The sequence below is a fragment of the Pseudomonas sp. 91RF genome (assembly GCF_003576265.1).
In the GTDB taxonomy this organism is placed as follows: Bacteria; Pseudomonadota; Gammaproteobacteria; order Pseudomonadales; family Pseudomonadaceae; genus Aquipseudomonas; species Aquipseudomonas kribbensis.
Genome location: NZ_QWFC01000015.1, coordinates 51289 through 68087 on the forward strand (window position 1 = coordinate 51289; position 16799 = coordinate 68087).

General features: G+C 61.3%; 15 protein-coding genes and 1 pseudogene. 9 read left to right on the top strand and 7 right to left on the bottom strand.

Features of this window, described 5'->3' with window-relative positions; translation table 11 throughout:
* Positions 1–39: 39 nt before the first annotated feature.
* Positions 40–1350, top strand: coding sequence for an FAD-binding oxidoreductase (locus tag DXT77_RS04670; protein WP_119426799.1), 1311 nt, complete (start codon positions 40–42; stop codon positions 1348–1350).
* 113 nt (positions 1351–1463) lie between these two features.
* Here the strand turns inward: DXT77_RS04670 and DXT77_RS04675 are convergent, their stop codons facing one another.
* Positions 1464–1709: a DUF1127 domain-containing protein gene (locus DXT77_RS04675; RefSeq protein WP_119426800.1), complete on the bottom strand. Its 246-nt coding sequence runs from the start codon at positions 1707–1709 to the stop codon at positions 1464–1466.
* A 180-nt stretch (positions 1710–1889) separates the two neighbouring features.
* On the opposite strand from DXT77_RS04675, the gene DXT77_RS04680 reads away from it, so the two are divergent.
* Positions 1890–3311, top strand: a complete 1422-nt coding sequence (locus DXT77_RS04680; protein WP_119426801.1) for a PLP-dependent aminotransferase family protein — start codon at positions 1890–1892, stop codon at positions 3309–3311.
* Between the two features lie 60 nt (positions 3312–3371).
* Entirely contained in the window at positions 3372–4940 is a 1569-nt protein-coding gene (locus DXT77_RS04685) for a phospholipase D family protein (protein WP_119426802.1), read from the top strand.
* A 21-nt stretch (positions 4941–4961) separates the two neighbouring features.
* Here the strand turns inward: DXT77_RS04685 and DXT77_RS04690 are convergent, their stop codons facing one another.
* Both DXT77_RS04690 and DXT77_RS04700 read right to left on the bottom strand, forming a co-directional pair.
* Positions 4962–6107, bottom strand: a complete 1146-nt coding sequence (locus DXT77_RS04690) for an MFS transporter (protein WP_119426803.1) — start codon at positions 6105–6107, stop codon at positions 4962–4964.
* Between the two features lie 185 nt (positions 6108–6292).
* Positions 6293–7786 carry an aldehyde dehydrogenase gene (locus DXT77_RS04700; protein WP_085708877.1) on the bottom strand — a complete coding sequence of 498 codons (1494 nt, stop codon included), beginning with the start codon at positions 7784–7786 and terminating at the stop codon, positions 6293–6295.
* A 236-nt stretch (positions 7787–8022) separates the two neighbouring features.
* On the opposite strand from DXT77_RS04700, the gene DXT77_RS04705 reads away from it, so the two are divergent.
* Positions 8023–8385 carry a cupin domain-containing protein gene (locus tag DXT77_RS04705; protein WP_085708876.1) on the top strand — a complete coding sequence of 121 codons (363 nt, stop codon included), beginning with the start codon at positions 8023–8025 and terminating at the stop codon, positions 8383–8385.
* 73 nt (positions 8386–8458) lie between these two features.
* Here DXT77_RS04705 and rpmG read toward each other — a convergent pair whose 3' ends face one another.
* Together rpmG and rpmB are read right to left on the bottom strand one after the other, a co-directional pair.
* Entirely contained in the window at positions 8459–8614 is a 156-nt protein-coding gene (gene rpmG / locus DXT77_RS04710; RefSeq protein WP_003177274.1) for a 50S ribosomal protein L33, read from the bottom strand.
* Positions 8615–8625: 11 nt separating this feature from the next.
* Positions 8626–8859 (bottom strand): 50S ribosomal protein L28, encoded by a 234-nt coding sequence (rpmB, locus tag DXT77_RS04715; protein WP_003229474.1) that lies wholly within the window; start codon positions 8857–8859, stop codon positions 8626–8628.
* A 446-nt stretch (positions 8860–9305) separates the two neighbouring features.
* On the opposite strand from rpmB, the gene DXT77_RS04720 reads away from it, so the two are divergent.
* Positions 9306–10892, top strand: coding sequence for an ABC transporter substrate-binding protein (locus DXT77_RS04720; protein WP_119426805.1), 1587 nt, complete (start codon positions 9306–9308; stop codon positions 10890–10892).
* 139 nt (positions 10893–11031) lie between these two features.
* Here the strand turns inward: DXT77_RS04720 and radC are convergent, their stop codons facing one another.
* Positions 11032–11706 carry a DNA repair protein RadC gene (gene radC / locus DXT77_RS04725; RefSeq protein ID WP_119426806.1) on the bottom strand — a complete coding sequence of 225 codons (675 nt, stop codon included), beginning with the start codon at positions 11704–11706 and terminating at the stop codon, positions 11032–11034.
* Between the two features lie 135 nt (positions 11707–11841).
* Between radC and coaBC the strand changes: the two genes are divergently transcribed.
* The 4 genes and pseudogenes from coaBC (at position 11842) to argB (ending at position 16074) form a co-directional block, all read left to right on the top strand.
* On the top strand, positions 11842–13050 hold the full coding sequence (gene coaBC / locus DXT77_RS04730) for a bifunctional phosphopantothenoylcysteine decarboxylase/phosphopantothenate--cysteine ligase CoaBC (protein ID WP_085708873.1): 1209 nt from the start codon (positions 11842–11844) through the stop codon (positions 13048–13050).
* A gap of 5 nt (positions 13051–13055) precedes the next feature.
* Positions 13056–13511, top strand: coding sequence for a dUTP diphosphatase (dut, locus tag DXT77_RS04735; RefSeq protein WP_007954445.1), 456 nt, complete (start codon positions 13056–13058; stop codon positions 13509–13511).
* Between the two features lie 236 nt (positions 13512–13747).
* Positions 13748–15151 (top strand): annotated as a pseudogene (locus tag DXT77_RS04740) (phosphomannomutase/phosphoglucomutase); the annotation flags it as partial.
* 17 nt (positions 15152–15168) lie between these two features.
* A complete protein-coding gene (gene argB / locus DXT77_RS04745; RefSeq protein ID WP_119426808.1) occupies positions 15169–16074 on the top strand; it encodes an acetylglutamate kinase in 906 nt (301 codons plus the stop codon).
* Between the two features lie 69 nt (positions 16075–16143).
* Here the strand turns inward: argB and pyrE are convergent, their stop codons facing one another.
* Positions 16144–16788, bottom strand: coding sequence for an orotate phosphoribosyltransferase (pyrE, locus tag DXT77_RS04750; protein ID WP_007954442.1), 645 nt, complete (start codon positions 16786–16788; stop codon positions 16144–16146).
* Between the last annotated feature and the right edge of the window lie 11 nt (positions 16789–16799).

The window sequence follows — 16799 nt, forward strand, 5'->3', positions numbered from 1 at the left end:
TCCGTCAAATTTTCTCGACACCCGCTCAGGATGACGCCCATGAATGCCCGCGCCCAAGCCTTCGCGAGCCAACCCCACGTTGCCTCTTACTACGCCGCCAGCAGCCTGCCGCAACCCGACCATCCGGTGCTGCAAGGTGAACTGATCGCCGACGTGTGCGTGGTCGGTGGCGGTTTTTCCGGGCTGAACACCGCGCTGGAATTGGCTGAACGGGGTTTGAGCGTGGTGCTTCTGGAAGCGCACCGGATCGGCTGGGGTGCCAGCGGGCGCAACGGCGGACAGTTGATTCGCGGGGTCGGTCATGGCCTCGACCAGTTCGCCAACGTGATCGGCGCCGACGGTGTGCGTCAGATGAAACTCATGGGGCTGGAAGCGGTGGAAATCGTCCGACAGCGCGTCGAGAAATTTCAGATCCCCTGCGACCTGACCTGGGGTTATTGCGACCTCGCCAACAAAGCTTCCGACCTGGAAGGCTTTGCCGAAGACGCCGAAGAATTGCGCGGCCTCGGTTACCGCTACGAAACCCGACTGTTGCAAGCCAACGAGATGCACACGGTAGTCGGCTCCAAACGCTACGTCGGTGGTTTGATCGACATGGGTTCCGGCCATCTGCACCCGCTGAATCTGGCACTCGGCGAAGCTGCGGCAGCGCAGCAACTCGGGGTGAAGCTGTTCGAGCAATCGGCAGTCACCCGCATCGACTACGGCCCCGAAGTCCGGGTCCATACGGCACAAGGTTCGGTGCGGGCGAAAACCCTGGTGCTGGGCTGCAATGCCTATCTCAACAATCTGAATCCGCAACTCAGCGGCAAGGTGCTGCCGGCCGGCAGCTACATCATCGCCACCGAACCTTTGAGCGAAGAACAGGCCCACGCCCTGCTGCCACAGAACATGGCGGTCTGCGACCAGCGGGTGGCGCTGGATTACTACCGGCTCTCGGCGGACCGTCGTCTGCTGTTCGGCGGCGCCTGCCATTACTCGGGGCGCGACCCGAAAGACATCGGCGCCTACATGCGGCCGAAGATGCTGGAAGTGTTCCCGCAGCTCGCCTCGGCGAAGATTGATTATCAGTGGGGTGGGATGATCGGCATCGGTGCCAACCGTCTGCCGCAGATTGGCCGGCTCAGCGATCAGCCGAACGTGTATTACGCCCAGGCCTATTCCGGCCACGGCGTGAATGCCACGCACCTGGCGGGCAAGCTGCTGGCCGAGGCCATCAGCGGCCAGCACAGCGGTGGCTTCGACCTGTTCGCCAAAGTGCCACACATCACCTTCCCAGGCGGCAAGCATCTGCGCTCGCCGTTGCTGGCGTTGGGGATGTTGTGGCACCGGCTCAAAGAGCTGGTCTGATATTTTTGCAGCGCCATTGATGACGCCTTCGCGAGCAGGCTCGCTCCCACTTTGGAATGCATATCCCTGTGGGAGCGAGCCTGCTCGCGAATGGCTTCATGAGTTCCGAAGATTCAGATCCGCCAGAACGGCTTCAACCCTTCCTCAAGCGCCTGTTCCCGTGTCAGCCCGACATCCTTGAGCTGCTCCGGCGTCAGGCCCAGCAGCGCTTTGCGTGTGTGCAGACGATGCCAGAACAGGCCCCAGCGACTCAGGCCGGACGGCGCGTTGCGTAGCATCTCGTTGCGCGCCCTGTCCTGTTGCCCCGCCTCCAGTTCCTGACTGTGTAACGTCAGCCGCACATCGCTCAAGCCGTTCATTTTTTGTCGCTCCTGTTTACTTGGGTAGCCAGAGATTCCATGATGCGCGGGCCAACAAAAGCATTACAGATTCAACGCATCTGTATTATTTCCATACAGATTTGCTGTCTCCGGGACTGAATTGTCGATTTACGCCGCATCTGTACTGGTTTTTCGAATCACCTGCATCGAGGCAGTGCCATGACCCTGTATGTGAACCTCGCCGAGTTGCTCGGCACCCGCATCGAACAAGGCTTCTACCGTCCTGGAGATCGCCTGCCGTCGGTGCGCGCCTTGAGCGTAGAACATGGGGTCAGCCTGAGCACGGTGCAGCAGGCCTATCGAATGCTGGAAGACAGCGGCCTGGCCACGCCAAAGCCCAAATCAGGCTACTTCGTGCCGGTGGGCCGCGAGTTGCCGGAACTGCCGGCCATCGGGCGTCCGGCCCAGCGTCCGGTGGAGATTTCCCAGTGGGATCAGGTGCTGGAACTGATTCGCGCGGTGCCGCGCAAGGACGTGGTGCAACTCGGTCGCGGCATGCCGGACATCTCCTCACCGACAATGAAACCGCTGCTGCGCGGGCTGGCCCGTATCAGCCGCCGTCAGGACATGCCCGGTCTGTATTACGACAATATCCACGGCACCCTTGAACTGCGCGAACAGATCGCCCGGCTGATGCTCGATTCGGGCTGCCAGTTGAGCGCCAGCGACCTCGTCGTCACCACCGGTTGCCACGAAGCGCTGTCCACCAGCATCCACGCGATCTGCGAGCCGGGTGACATCGTCGCGGTGGACTCGCCAAGCTTTCACGGCGCCATGCAGACCCTCAAGGGACTGGGCATGAAAGCGCTGGAAATCCCCACCGACCCGCTCACCGGCATCAGCCTCGAAGCCCTGGAACTGGCGCTGGAGCAGTGGCCGATCAAGGTCATCCAGCTCACGCCCAACTGCAACAACCCCCTCGGCTACATCATGCCGGAGTCGCGCAAACGCGCGTTGTTGACGCTGGCCCAGCGTTTCGACGTGGCGATCATCGAGGACGACGTGTATGGCGAACTGGCCTACACCTACCCGCGTCCGCGCACGATCAAATCCTTCGACGAGGACGGCCGCGTGTTGATGTGCAGTTCGTTTTCCAAGACCCTGGCACCGGGGCTGCGCATCGGCTGGGTCGCGCCGGGTCGATACCTCGAGCGAGTGCTGCACATGAAATACATCAGCACCGGTTCTACAGCGCCACAACCGCAGATCGCCATCGCCGAATTTCTCAAGGCCGGGCACTTCGAACCGCATTTGCGGCGGATGCGCACGCAATATCAGCGTAATCGCGACGTGATGATCGATTGGGTGACGCGTTACTTCCCGGCCGGCACCCGCGCCAGTCGCCCGCAGGGCAGCTTCATGCTCTGGGTCGAACTGCCGGAGAGTTTCGATACGCTGAAACTGAATCGGGCACTGCACGATCAGGGCGTACAGATTGCCGTCGGCAGCATCTTTTCCGCCTCCGGCAAGTACCGCAATTGCCTGCGCATGAACTACGCTGCCAAGCCGACACCGCTCATCGAAGAAGCCGTGCGCAAAGTCGGTGCGGCGGCGATCAAGCTGCTTGCTGAAGCCGACTGACCTTTTTCCAGAGACCCGCGTCCATATGCCGACCCTTGCCGCCAATCGGAACGATCCTACGTGAGCTTCAGACAGCCCCTACTCGCTCTGCTGCTACTCGCCTCGTTTCTGGGCGGTTGCGCGACCCTCGACGTGCCGCGCGAGCCAAGCCAGGCATTGCCGGCCTCTTCATCGAGTTTCGGCCGCTCGATCCAGGCCCAGGCCGCACCGTACAAAGGCCAGTCCGGCTTTCGCCTGTTGTCCAACAGCACCGAAGCCTTCACCGCCCGCGCCGAGTTGATCCGCAACGCCCAGAGCAGCCTCGATTTGCAGTACTACATCGTCCACGACGGCATCAGTACGCGGATGCTGGTGGAAGAAGTGTTGAAGGCTGCCGACCGTGGCGTGCGGGTGCGCATCCTGCTGGACGACACCACCAGCGACGGCCTCGACCTGATCATCGCCACACTGGCGGCGCATCCGAATATCCAGATCCGCCTGTTCAATCCACTGCATCTGGGCCGCAGCACCGGTGTGACCCGCGCCGCAGGCCGGCTGTTCAACCTGTCGCAGCAACACCGGCGGATGCACAACAAACTGTGGCTGGCAGACAACAGCGCCGCCATTGTCGGCGGGCGCAATCTGGGTGACGAGTACTTCGATGCCGAGCCCAACCTGAACTTCACCGACATCGACATGCTCAGCGTCGGGCCGGTGGCCGAACAGCTCGGGCACGGCTTCGATCAGTACTGGAACAGCGCCCTGAGCAAACCGATCGAGGAATTCCTCTCCAGCAAACCTTCGGCCAAAGACCTGCAGAACACCCGCACGCGCCTGGAAGAATCCCTCGAGGAAACCCGCAAACAGAATCACGCGCTCTATCAGCAGTTGATGACCTTCACCACCCACCCGCGCATGGACATCTGGCGCCGGGAGTTGATCTGGGCGTGGAACCAGGCGCTGTGGGACGCCCCGAGCAAAGTGCTGGCGGACGGCGAGCCGGATCCGCAACTGCTGCTGACCACGCAACTGGCACCGGAGCTGCGGGGCGTCAGCAAGGAACTGATGATGATTTCCGCCTACTTCGTGCCGGGCCAGCCAGGGCTGGTCTACCTGACCGGTCGTGCCGATGCGGGCGTATCGGTGAGCCTGTTGACCAACTCACTGGAAGCCACCGACGTGCCAGCGGTGCACGGGGGTTACGCGCCCTATCGCAAGGCATTGCTGGAACATGGCGTGAAGTTGTATGAACTGCGGCGCCAGCCTGGGGATAACTTCGGCAGCGGCCCGCACCTGTTTTACAGCAAGTCGTTTCGCGGCTCGGATTCCAGCCTGCACAGCAAGGCGATGATCTTCGACGGGAAAAAAGCGTTCATCGGCTCGTTCAATTTCGACCCACGCTCGGTGCTGTGGAACACCGAAGTCGGGGTGCTGGTGGACAGCCCCGAGCTGGCTGCCCATGTACGGGAACTGGCCTTGCAGGGCATGGCGCCGGCGTTAAGTTACGAGGCGAAATTGCAGGACGGGAAAGTCGTCTGGGTTACCGAGGACAACGGTCAGATGCACACGCTGACCAAGGAGCCCGGCAGCTGGTGGCGGCGCTTCAATGCATGGTTCAGCACCACGGTGGGGCTGGAGCGGATGCTGTAGCAGCCCGCCCCAGCTTGAACATCAGGCAGGCTCCGGCACCTTGCCGAACGCCCCTTGCCGCGACAGCAGAATCACCAGCCCGAACGCCCCGGCCGCCATGAACCACGGCAACGCGTGCCCGCTGATCCATTGACTGCCCGCCCCCGCCGCCAACGGCCCGATCAGACAACCAACGCCCCACAGCTGCGCAACATGCGCATTGGCGCGCACCAGCGCGTCGTCACGGTAGCGCTCGCCAATCAAAATCAGCGACAGGGTGAACAGGCCACCGGCACTGGCGCCGAACAGTACCCACAGCGGCCAGATCAGCAGGGTGTCGATCAGCATCGGGATCGCCAGACTCGACAGCATCAGCACCACGGCGCAACCGGCAAACAAGGTCCGCCGCGACAGGTAGTCGGCCAGCGCACCGATGGGCAATTGCAGCAGCGCGTCACCCACCACCACGGTGCTGACCATCGCCAGCGCGATTTCCGCCGTGAAGCCCTGTTGCAGGCAGTACACCGGCAACAGGGTCAGGATCATCGCCTCGAATGCGGCGAACAGCGACACCGCCCAGGCGATTGCCGGCAGTTCGCGAGCGAAGCCCCACAGATCGCCGAACGTCACGCTGCTGGCCTCGCTGCTGGGCGCGCCGCTGCGACCCAGCAGCAGAAGTGGCGCTGCGATCAAAAGGCCGACACCTACCCAGAAGCCGTAATCATGCTCGGTACCGAGCGCACCCAACAGCAACGGACCGGACAGTTGGCTGAGCGCATAACTGCTGCCATACAGCGCCACCAATCGCCCGCGCCACTGTTCGACCACCAGTTGATTGATCCAGCTCTCGCCGAGGATGAACACAATGGTCAGGATCACCCCGATCATCAACCGCAGCACCAGCCAGATCGGATAACTCGGCAGCAGCGCCAGCAAACCGATGGACAACGCCCCACCCCACAGGCACAGGCGCATCAGGTTCGCTGTGCCGAAGCGCGCCGCCAGATGACTCGAAACCTTCGCCCCCAGCAACACGCCAATGGCCGGCATCGCCGCCATCACACCGATGGCGAACGAGCCGTAACCCCAGCCCTCCAGACGCAACGACACCAGCGGCATGCTGACGCCAAGGGCCAGGCCAACACTCAAGACAGACGCCAACACGGCGAAATACGTCGCCCAACGCATGGTCCACGCTCCTGTGGATAATTTTTATGTGCACACAAAACCAATGTGGGAGCGAGCCTGCTCGCGATAGCGGTGACACATTCAACATTGAAGTCGACTGTCACACCGCTATCGCGAGCAGGCTCGCTCCCACAGGGATCTCTGTTCGATTCGGGAGCCTGATTCACTCAGGCTCCCTCAGCGGTTTACAGCTTGATCCAGGTCGCCTTCAGCTCGGTGTATTTGTCGAACGCATGCAGCGACTTGTCACGGCCGTTGCCCGACTGCTTGAAGCCGCCGAACGGTGCGGTCATGTCGCCGCCGTCGTACTGATTGACCCACACGCTGCCGGCCCGCAGGGCCTTGGCGGTCAGGTGCGCCTTGGAAATGTCCTGAGTCCAGACCGCTGCGGCCAGACCGTAAGGCGTGTCGTTGGCGATGTTGATCGCTTCCTCGGCCGTGTCGAAGGCGATGACCGACAGCACCGGGCCGAAGATCTCTTCCTGGGCAATCTTCATCGCATTGCTCACGCCGTCGAAAATCGTCGGCTCGACGTAGGTGCCACCGGTTTCCTGAAGGATGCGCTTGCCGCCGGCCACCAGTTTGGCGCCGTCGGTGTGGCCCGACTCGATATAGGACAGCACGGTGTTCATTTGTTGAGTGTCGACCAGCGCACCCACGTTGGTGGCCGGGTCCAGCGGGTTGCCCGGCTTCCAGGCTTTCAGCGCCTCGATCACCATCGGCAGGAATTTGTCCTTGATCGAACGCTCGACCAGCAGACGCGAACCGGCGGTGCAGACTTCGCCCTGGTTGAAGGCAATGGCGCTGGCGGCGGATTCGGCGGCAGCTTGCAGGTCCGGCGCATCGGCAAACACGATGTTCGGGCTCTTGCCGCCGGCTTCCAGCCAGACGCGTTTCATGTTCGATTCGCCGGAATAGATCATCAGTTGCTTGGCAATCTTGGTCGAACCGGTGAACACCAAAGTGTCGACGTCGTTATGCAGAGCCAACGCCTTGCCGACGGTGTGGCCGTAGCCCGGCAGCACGTTCAGCACGCCTTTCGGAATGCCGGCCTCGACCGCCAGTTCGGCGATGCGGATGGCGGTCAGCGGGGATTTTTCCGACGGTTTGAGGATCACCGAGTTACCGGTCGACAGGGCCGGGCCGAGTTTCCAGCAGGCCATCATCAGCGGGAAGTTCCACGGCACGATGGCACCGACCACGCCCACTGGCTCGCGGGTTACCAGACCCAGTTGGTCGTGCGGGGTGGCGGCGACTTCGTCGTAAATCTTGTCGATCGCTTCACCGCTCCAGCTCAAGGCTTGCGCGGCACCCGGCACGTCGATGTACAGCGAATCGCTGATCGGCTTGCCCATGTCGAGGGTTTCGAGCAGGGCCAGCTCTTCGGCGTGCTGCTTGAGCAGGCCGGCGAAACGGATCATGGTGGCTTTGCGTTTGGTCGGTGCCAGGCGCGACCAGACGCCGGAATTGAAGGTGGCGCGGGCGTTTTCCACGGCGCGCTGGGCATCGGCGGCGTCACAGCTGGCAATCTTGCCCAGCAGACGGCCATCGACCGGGCTGATGCACTCGAAGGTCTCGCCGGAGACGGCATCGGTGTACTCGCCATTGAGGTAGGCGCGGCCTTCGATCTTCAGGTCGCGGGCGCGTTGTTCCCAGTCGGCACGAGTCAGGGTGGTCATTCGAGTGTCCTCCTCTTGTTGAATACGAGCGCCGCGCGATCTTCGCCGGCGTCCTCAGGAATTCTGCCCGGCCAGCCTGTTTTCGGCCCAAGGCACCCGCCACCCTAAACCAGCGGCCGGGGTTGTTTCAATATATTTGACATAAGGCTTCCATATCGCCTTGCGGCGTTCAATTTAATCAACATAGACTTTGGCCCTTTCAAGCCACCGCGCCGTCATCACAGGAGAAAACAACAATGAACATCCAGAACGTCGTCGACATCAGCCTGACCATGGACCAGGCCGAGCGCTATCGCCCGGATCCGGCCAAAGTCCTCAAGGGCGATCCCGAACAAGCGGTGTTCAATCAATACGACAGCCCTTGCGGGCAAATGGGCGTCGGCGTGTGGGAAGGTGCAGTGGGTCAGTGGACAGTGAATTACACCGAGCACGAATACTGCGAAATCCTCCAGGGCGTTTCGGTGCTGCGTGACGGCGAAGGCAATGCCAAGACCCTGCGTGTCGGCGACCGCTTCGTGATTCCGGCCGGTTTCCGTGGCACCTGGGAAGTGCTGGAGGCGTGCCGCAAGGTCTATGTGATCTTCGAACAGAAGGCCTGAAGCCTTTCGCCAGGCAACAAAAAAGGCCCGTATCGTGAGATACGGGCCTTTTTCGTAAGTCGGGAAAAATCAATTACTTGATTTTGCCTTCCTTGTAGATCACGTGCTTGCGAACAACCGGATCATATTTCTTGATCTCGATTTTGTCCGGGGTAGTACGCTTGTTCTTGTCGGTAGTGTAGAAGTGACCAGTACCGGCGCTCGAAATCAAACGAATCAATTCACGCATGATTAGCTCCCTTAAATCTTGCCGTCGCGACGCAGCTCGGCCAGCACAACGCTGATGCCACGCTTGTCGATGATACGCATGCCTTTGGCGGAAACGCGCAGGCGTACGAAACGTTTCTCTTCTTCAACCCAGAAGCGGTGATGCTGCAGGTTCGGCAGGAAACGACGACGGGTTTTGTTGTTTGCGTGGGAAATGTTATTCCCGGTTACCGGACCCTTACCGGTAACTTGACATACTCTAGACATGCCTCAGCCCTCTAAAACCACATGCCCAACCCGGCATGGGTTGGCCGCTTAATCTCTAGTCATTGTGGCGCCAGGCGCCGCGATTCTTTAGAGGTCTTACCGGCTACACCTACAAGCGAAGGAACCGGGCCCCTAGAAAAGAGCGCTGCTTTATACCAGAAAGACCACGGAGCAACAACTTTCCGTGTGCAATGAATGGCCAAAAAGCCGCTTTTTCTGCCCGCAAGCGGCTTGGGCAAAGGCTGGCGGCAATTTTTACCATTCGTCGAAGAAAACCGATCATACCCGCATTCGGGACTTTTCCTGCCGCCACTTCCGACAAATCCTCAGCCGCACAGCCCCGAAAATGCAAAAAGGGGATAGTCATTTGCAATCGCGACCACTAGGGTAGGCCTTTTCCAGACTGCACTTGCAGATGGGCCTTCGATCTGTAAAGGAAGCCGACCATGCGCCTCGCTGCCCTCCCCCTGCTGCTCGCCCCATTATTGCTGAGCCCCCTGGCCCATGCCGCCGCCCTGAGCGTGTGCACCGAGGCCAGCCCCGAAGGGTTCGACGTGGTGCAGTACAACTCCCTGACCACCACCAACGCCTCGGCCGATGTGCTGATGAACCGCCTGGTGGACTTCGATACGGCGACCGGCAAAGTGGTCCCGAGCCTGGCCGACAGCTGGGAAGTCAGCACCGACGGCCTGACTTATATATTCAAACTGCACCCGCAGGTGAAGTTCCACAGCACCGAGTACTTCAAGCCGACCCGTGAGCTGACCGCCGAAGACGTCAAATTCAGCTTCGACCGCATGCTCGACCCGGCCAACCCGTGGCACAAGGTTGCCCAGAGCGGCTTCCCGCACGCCCAGTCGATGCAGTTGCCAAGCCTGATCAAGAAGATCGACGCCCTGGACCCGCTGACCGTACGCTTCACACTTGATCATCCGGACTCGACATTCCTGGCAACCCTGAGCATGGGTTTCGCCTCGATCTATTCCGCCGAATACGCCGACAAACTGCTGAAGGCCAACGCGACCGACAAGCTCAACAGCCAGCCGATCGGCACCGGCCCGTTCGTGTTCACCCGGTTCCAGAAAGACGCGTCGATCCGCTACAAGGCCAACCCGGACTACTTCGGCGGCAAACCGGCAGTTGACCCGCTGATCTTCGCCATTACCCCGGACGCCAACGTGCGCCTGCAAAAGCTGCGGCGTAACGAGTGCCAGATTGCCCTGTCGCCAAAACCACTGGACGTACAGGCCGCGAAAGAAGAACCGACGCTGAAAATCGAAAAAACTGACGCGTTCATGACCGCATTCGTTGGCATCAACAGCCAGCATCCGCCATTGGACAAGCCGGAAGTGCGTCAGGCGATCAACCTCGCCTTCGACAAGGCCAACTACCTGAAAGCGGTGTTCGAAGACACTGCCGAACCCGCCAACGGCCCGTACCCGCCGAATACCTGGAGCTACGCGAAGAACCTGCCGGTTTACCCGCACGACGTGGCAAAAGCCAAGGCTTTGCTGGCCAAGGCCGGCCTGAAGGATGGTTTCCAGACCACCATCTGGACGCGTCCGTCCGGCAGCCTGCTCAACCCGAACCCGAGCCTCGGCGCACAACTGCTGCAATCGGATCTGGCGGAAATCGGCATACAGGCGGAAATCCGCGTGATCGAATGGGGCGAACTGATTCGTCGTGCCAAGGCTGGCGAGCATGACCTGCTGTTCATGGGCTGGGCCGGTGACAACGGCGACCCGGACAACTTCCTCACACCGCAGTTTTCCTGCGCGGCGGTGAAGTCCGGCACCAACTTCGCCCGCTACTGCAACGCCGATCTGGACAAGCTGATCAGCGCCGGCAAGACCACCAGCGAGCAGGGCGTGCGCACAAAGCTCTATGAACAGGCGCAGGCGCAGATTCAGCAGCAGGCGCTTTGGCTGCCGCTGGCGCATCCGACCGCCTACGCCCTGACGCGTAAAGACGTGCAGGGCTATTCGGTGAGCCCGTTCGGGCGGCAGGATTACTCCAAGGTCACCCTCAAATAACTCGCCACAACACAAACCCCCTGTGGGAGCGAGCCTGCTCGCGATGGCGTCGTATCAGTCGATGCATTCGGTGACTGGTCTGGCGCTATCGCGAGCAGGCTCGCTCCCACAGGGATTCACCTCGCTTTCAGAATCTCGATTACATCCAGCCACACTCCGCCATCGACAATGGCTCCCCATCGCCAACGACGAAGTGATCGAGCACCCGAACGTCGATCAGTTCCAAAGCCTTCTGCAATCGCTTGGTCAATAATCGATCAGCCTGACTGGGATCGGTGTTACCCGACGGATGGTTATGACACAGGATCACAGCTGCCGCGTTGTTGGCCAGAGAACGCTTTACCACTTCCCGGGGATGCACCGCCGTGTTGTCGATCGAGCCCCGAAACAGCGTTTCAAAGGTCAGCACCTGATGTTTGGAATCCAGAAACAGGCAGCCGAAAACCTCGTGCGGCTCGTGGCGCAACATGGCCTTGAGGTAATCGCGGACCACCTGTGGATTCTCCAGCGCCGTTTTCTGCCGCATGCGCTCGGCCAAATGTCGCCGCCCCATCTCCAGCACAGCCTGCAGTTGGGCAAACTTCGCCGGCCCCAGGCCCAATTGCTCGCTGAACGCGCCGAGATCTGCCTCCAGCAAGGCCCGCAGGCTGCCGAACTGATTCAACAAGTGTCGCGCCAGATCCACCGCGCTTTTACCGGATACGCCGGTGCGTAGAAAAATCGCCAGCAATTCGGCATCGGAAAGACTTCCCGAGCCCTGTTCCAACAGCTTCTCCCGCGGCCTTTCCGCCGCCGGCCAATCGCGAATACTCATACACATTCCTTGTCTGTGGGCGCCGCTGTTCCGTAGCGGTCGCTGTGATATCGTAGCCCATCTTTTTTGCGGGCGAATTCACCCTGGGGAGGGGGTTTCGCCACGCATGTCACCAACGAAATGAAAGGCAGACCTATGCAGCGGCTGTATCGGAAACGCATCGTTCTGGGCGTCGGCGGCGGTATCGCTGCCTACAAGAGCGCCGACCTTGTGCGCCGCCTGATCGATCAGGGCGCCGAAGTGCGCGTGGTCATGACCCGTGGCGGCAGCGAATTCATCACCCCGCTGACCATGCAGGCCCTGTCCGGCCACCCGGTTCACCTGGATCTGCTCGACCCGGCCGCCGAAGCGGCGATGGGCCACATCGAACTGGCCAAATGGGCCGATCTGGTGCTGATCGCCCCGGCCACCGCCGACCTGCTGGCCCGCCTGGCCCAGGGCATCGCCAACGATCTGCTGACCACATTGGTGCTGGCCACCGACGCCATCGTCGCTGTCGCCCCGGCCATGAACCAGGCCATGTGGCGTGACCCGGCGACCCAGGCCAACCTGCAACTCCTTGAAAGCCGTGGCCTGAAGACCTTCGGCCCGGCCTCCGGCAGCCAGGCCTGCGGCGACGTCGGCATGGGCCGCATGATGGAAGCCACCGATCTGGCCCAGCTCGCGGCAGACTGTTTCCAGCGTCAGGCGCTGACCGGCAAGCACGTGGTGATCACCGCCGGTCCGACCCAGGAAAACATCGACCCGGTGCGCTACATCACCAACCACAGCTCCGGCAAAATGGGCTTCGCCCTGGCGGAAGCGGCGGTGGAAGCCGGCGCCCGCGTCACGCTGATCAGTGGCCCGGTGCATTTGCCGACACCGGATCGCGTCACGCGTATCGACGTGGTCAGCGCCCGCGACATGCTCGCGGCCTGCGAAGCCGCGATCCCTTGCGACATCTTCATCGCCTCGGCGGCGGTCGCGGACTACCGTCCTGAAGTCGTCGCCCCGCAAAAATTGAAGAAAGACCCTACGAGCGGCGACGGCTTCGTCCTGCAAATGGTGCGCAACCCGGACATCCTGGCCACCATCGCGACCCGTCCCGACCGTCCGTTCAGTGTCGGCTTCGCCGCCGAGACCGAACACCTGCTCGACTACGCTGCACGCAAGCTGAAGGACAAGAATCTCGATCTGATCGTCGCCAACGACGTCGCCAACCCGAGCATTGGTTTCAACAGCGAAGAAAACGCCTGCAGCGTCATCGACCGTGGGCTGCACGCCACGGTTTTCGCCCAGACCAGCAAGAGCAAGATCGCTCGCCAGCTCGTCACTTTTATCGCCGAACGTCTGAACCAGGTTTAATTTACATGCACGCTTTGCAAGCCAAGATCCTCGACCCTCGCATCGGTACCGAATTCCCGCTGCCACAATACGCCACACCGGGCTCCGCCGGCCTCGACCTGCGCGCCATGCTGCAAGAGGACATCGTGATCAAGCCGGGCGAAACCGTGCTGATCCCTACCGGGCTGTCGGTGTACATCGGCGACCCGAACCTCGCCGCGCTGATCCTGCCACGCTCGGGCATGGGCCATAAGCACGGCATCGTGCTGGGCAATCTGGTCGGCCTGATCGACTCCGACTACCAGGGCCCGCTGATGGTGTCCTGCTGGAACCGTGGCCAGACCGAATTCACCATGCCGGTCGGCGAACGTCTGGCGCAACTGGTGCTGGTGCCAGTGGTGCAGGCGCACTTCGAAATGGTTGAAGAGTTCGTCGAAACCGAGCGTGGCGCTGGCGGTTTCGGCCACTCCGGCACCAAGTAATCGGCTGGAAACCTGTCGTGGCGAGTGCGTGTTGCTTGCCACGAAATTCAAAATGTCATCTGCAAGGTTTAGCGCCGGAAATCAAGGCTTTGGCAGGCCAAAGCCACGCCGGACAAGGCGTCATGGCCCTTTCACACCACGAACTCTCTGTGAAAACCGCCGTCATACCCTTCAGTTTGAGCCTGCCGCCGAGATGATTCGTCGGTGTGTCCCGCCACTTTCGAGATGGAGCATTTCCGCAGATGAGCACCCCCGCCCAAGTCGCCCCGAAGCTTCCCGACAGCATCTTCCGCGCCTATGACATTCGCGGCACCGTGCCGGAATTCCTCAATGCCGAAACCGCCTACTGGATCGGCCGCGCCATTGGCTCCCAGAGCCTGGCCCAGGGTGAACCGAACGTATCCGTCGGTCGTGACGGCCGCCTGTCCGGCCCGGAACTGGTTGCCGAGTTGATCCGCGGTATCGCCGAAAGCGGCTGCCATGTCAGCGACGTCGGCCTGGTGCCGACCCCGGCGCTGTACTACGCCGCCAACGTGCTGGCCGGTAAATCCGGCGTGATGCTCACCGGCAGCCACAACCCGTCGAACTACAACGGCTTCAAGATCGTGATCGCCGGAGACACCCTCGCCAACGAACAGATCCTGGCCCTGCACGAGCGCCTCAAGACCGGCAACCTGAGTAGCGGCAAGGGCAGCGTGACCCAGGTCGAGATCCTCGACCGCTACACCACCGAAATCGTCCAGGACATCAAACTGGCCCGGCGCCTGAAAGTCGTGGTCGATTGCGGCAACGGCGCGGCCGGCGTGATCGCCCCGCAACTGATCGAAGCGCTGAACTGCGAAGTCATCCCGCTGTTCTGCGAAGTCGACGGCAACTTCCCGAACCACCACCCGGACCCGGGCAAGCCTGAAAACCTCGTCGACCTGATCGCCAAGGTCAAGGAAACCAAGGCTGACATCGGCCTGGCCTTCGACGGCGACGGCGACCGTGTCGGCGTGGTGACCAACACCGGCACCATCGTGTTCCCGGACCGTCTGCTGATGCTGTTTGCCCGCGACGTGCTGGCCCGCAACCCGGGCGCGGAAATCATCTTCGACGTCAAATGCACCCGTCGCCTGATTCCGCTGATCAAGGAATACGGCGGCCAGTCGCTAATGTGGAAGACCGGTCACTCGTTGATCAAAAAGAAAATGAAACAGTCCGGCGCGTTGTTGGCCGGTGAAATGAGCGGGCACATCTTCTTCAAGGAACGCTGGTTCGGTTTCGACGACGGTATTTACAGCGCCGCACGGCTGCTGGAGATCCTTAGCAAGGAAAAATCCGACGCGGAAACGCTGTTCGCGACCTTCCCGAACGATATTTCCACGCCGGAAATCAATATCCATGTGACCGAAGAGAGCAAATTCAGCATCATTGATGCACTGCACGATGCACAGTGGGGCCCAGGCGCCGACCTGACCACCATTGACGGCGTGCGGGTCGATTACGCCAAAGGCTGGGGCCTGGTGCGCGCGTCCAACACCACACCGGTGCTGGTGCTGCGCTTCGAGGCCGATGACGAGGCTGAATTGCAGCGCATCAAGGCTGTGTTCCATGCCCAGTTGAAACGCGTTGCACCTGATCTCCAACTACCGTTCTGATTCACCCGGAGCCCTGAATGACCCTCGAACGCGAAGCCGCCGCCCAAACCGCCAAGGTCCTGTCCGAAGCGTTGCCTTACATCCGACGTTATGTCGGCAAGACCCTGGTGATCAAATACGGCGGCAACGCGATGGAAAGCGAGGAGCTGAAAACCGGCTTCGCCCGCGACATCGTCTTGATGAAAGCCGTCGGCATCAACCCGGTCGTGGTTCACGGCGGCGGCCCGCAGATCGGCGATCTGCTCAAGCGCCTGTCGATCGAAAGCCACTTTGTCGACGGCATGCGTGTCACCGACGCGGCGACCATGGACGTGGTGGAAATGGTCCTTGGCGGCCAGGTCAACAAAAGCATCGTCAACCTGATCAACCGCCACGGCGGCAGCGCCATCGGCCTGACCGGCAAAGACGCCGGGCTGATTCGTGCGAAGAAGCTCACCGTCACCCGCCAGACTCCGGAGATGACCCAACCGGAAATCATCGACATCGGTCAGGTGGGCGAAGTGGTCGGGATCAACACCGAACTGCTGAACCTGCTGGTCAAAGGCAACTTCATCCCGGTGATCGCGCCGATCGGTGTGGGTGAAAACGGCGAGTCGTACAACATCAACGCCGACCTGGTGGCCGGCAAGGTTGCCGAAGCACTGAAAGCCGAGAAGCTGATGCTGCTGACCAACATCGCCGGCCTGATGGACAAGTCGGGCACCGTGTTGACTGGCCTGAGCACCCAGCAGGTCGACGACCTGATCGCCGACGGGACCATCTACGGCGGCATGCTGCCGAAGATCCGCTGTGCACTGGAAGCGGTTCAGGGCGGCGTGGGCAGCTCGCTGATCATCGACGGTCGTGTACCGAACGCGATCCTGCTGGAAATCTTCACCGACACCGGTGTGGGTACGCTGATCAGCAATCGCAAGCGTCCGTAAGCGATCGCACAAATAAAAAGACCCCGCTCAGCCTGACTGAGCGGGGTCTTTTTTTGCCTGAAGAAGCGATCAGACGCCGAACTGGGCGCGATAGGCTTCAACGGCTGGCAGGTGCTGCTTGAGCTGCGGATCGTCAGCCAGGAATTCCAAAACCTGGTTCAGCGACACGATGCTGATGACCGGGATGCCGAAATCACGCTCGACTTCCTGGATTGCAGACAGCTCGCCATTGCCACGCTCCTGACGGTTCAAGGCAATCAGCACGCCGGCGGCCTTGGCGCCGTCCTGGGAAGCGATGATCTGCATCACTTCACGGATCGCGGTGCCGGCGGTGATCACGTCGTCGATGATCAGCACTTCACCGGTCAGCGGTGCGCCAACCAGGCTGCCGCCTTCGCCGTGGGCCTTGGCTTCCTTGCGATTGAAGCACCATGGCAGGTCACGGTTGTGGTGCTCGGCCAGTGCCACGGCGGTGGTTGCCGCCAGCGGGATGCCTTTGTAGGCCGGGCCGAACAGCACGTCGAACGGAATTCCGCTCTCGGCGATGGCTGCGGCATAGAAACGACCGAGCTGCGCCAGGGCCGAACCCGAGTTGAACAGGCCGGCGTTGAAGAAGTAAGGACTGGTACGTCCGGACTTCAGGGTGAACTCACCGAAGCGCAAAACGCCGCGATCGATGGCAAAACGAATGAAATCGCGCTGATACGCTTGCATGAAAAAAACCC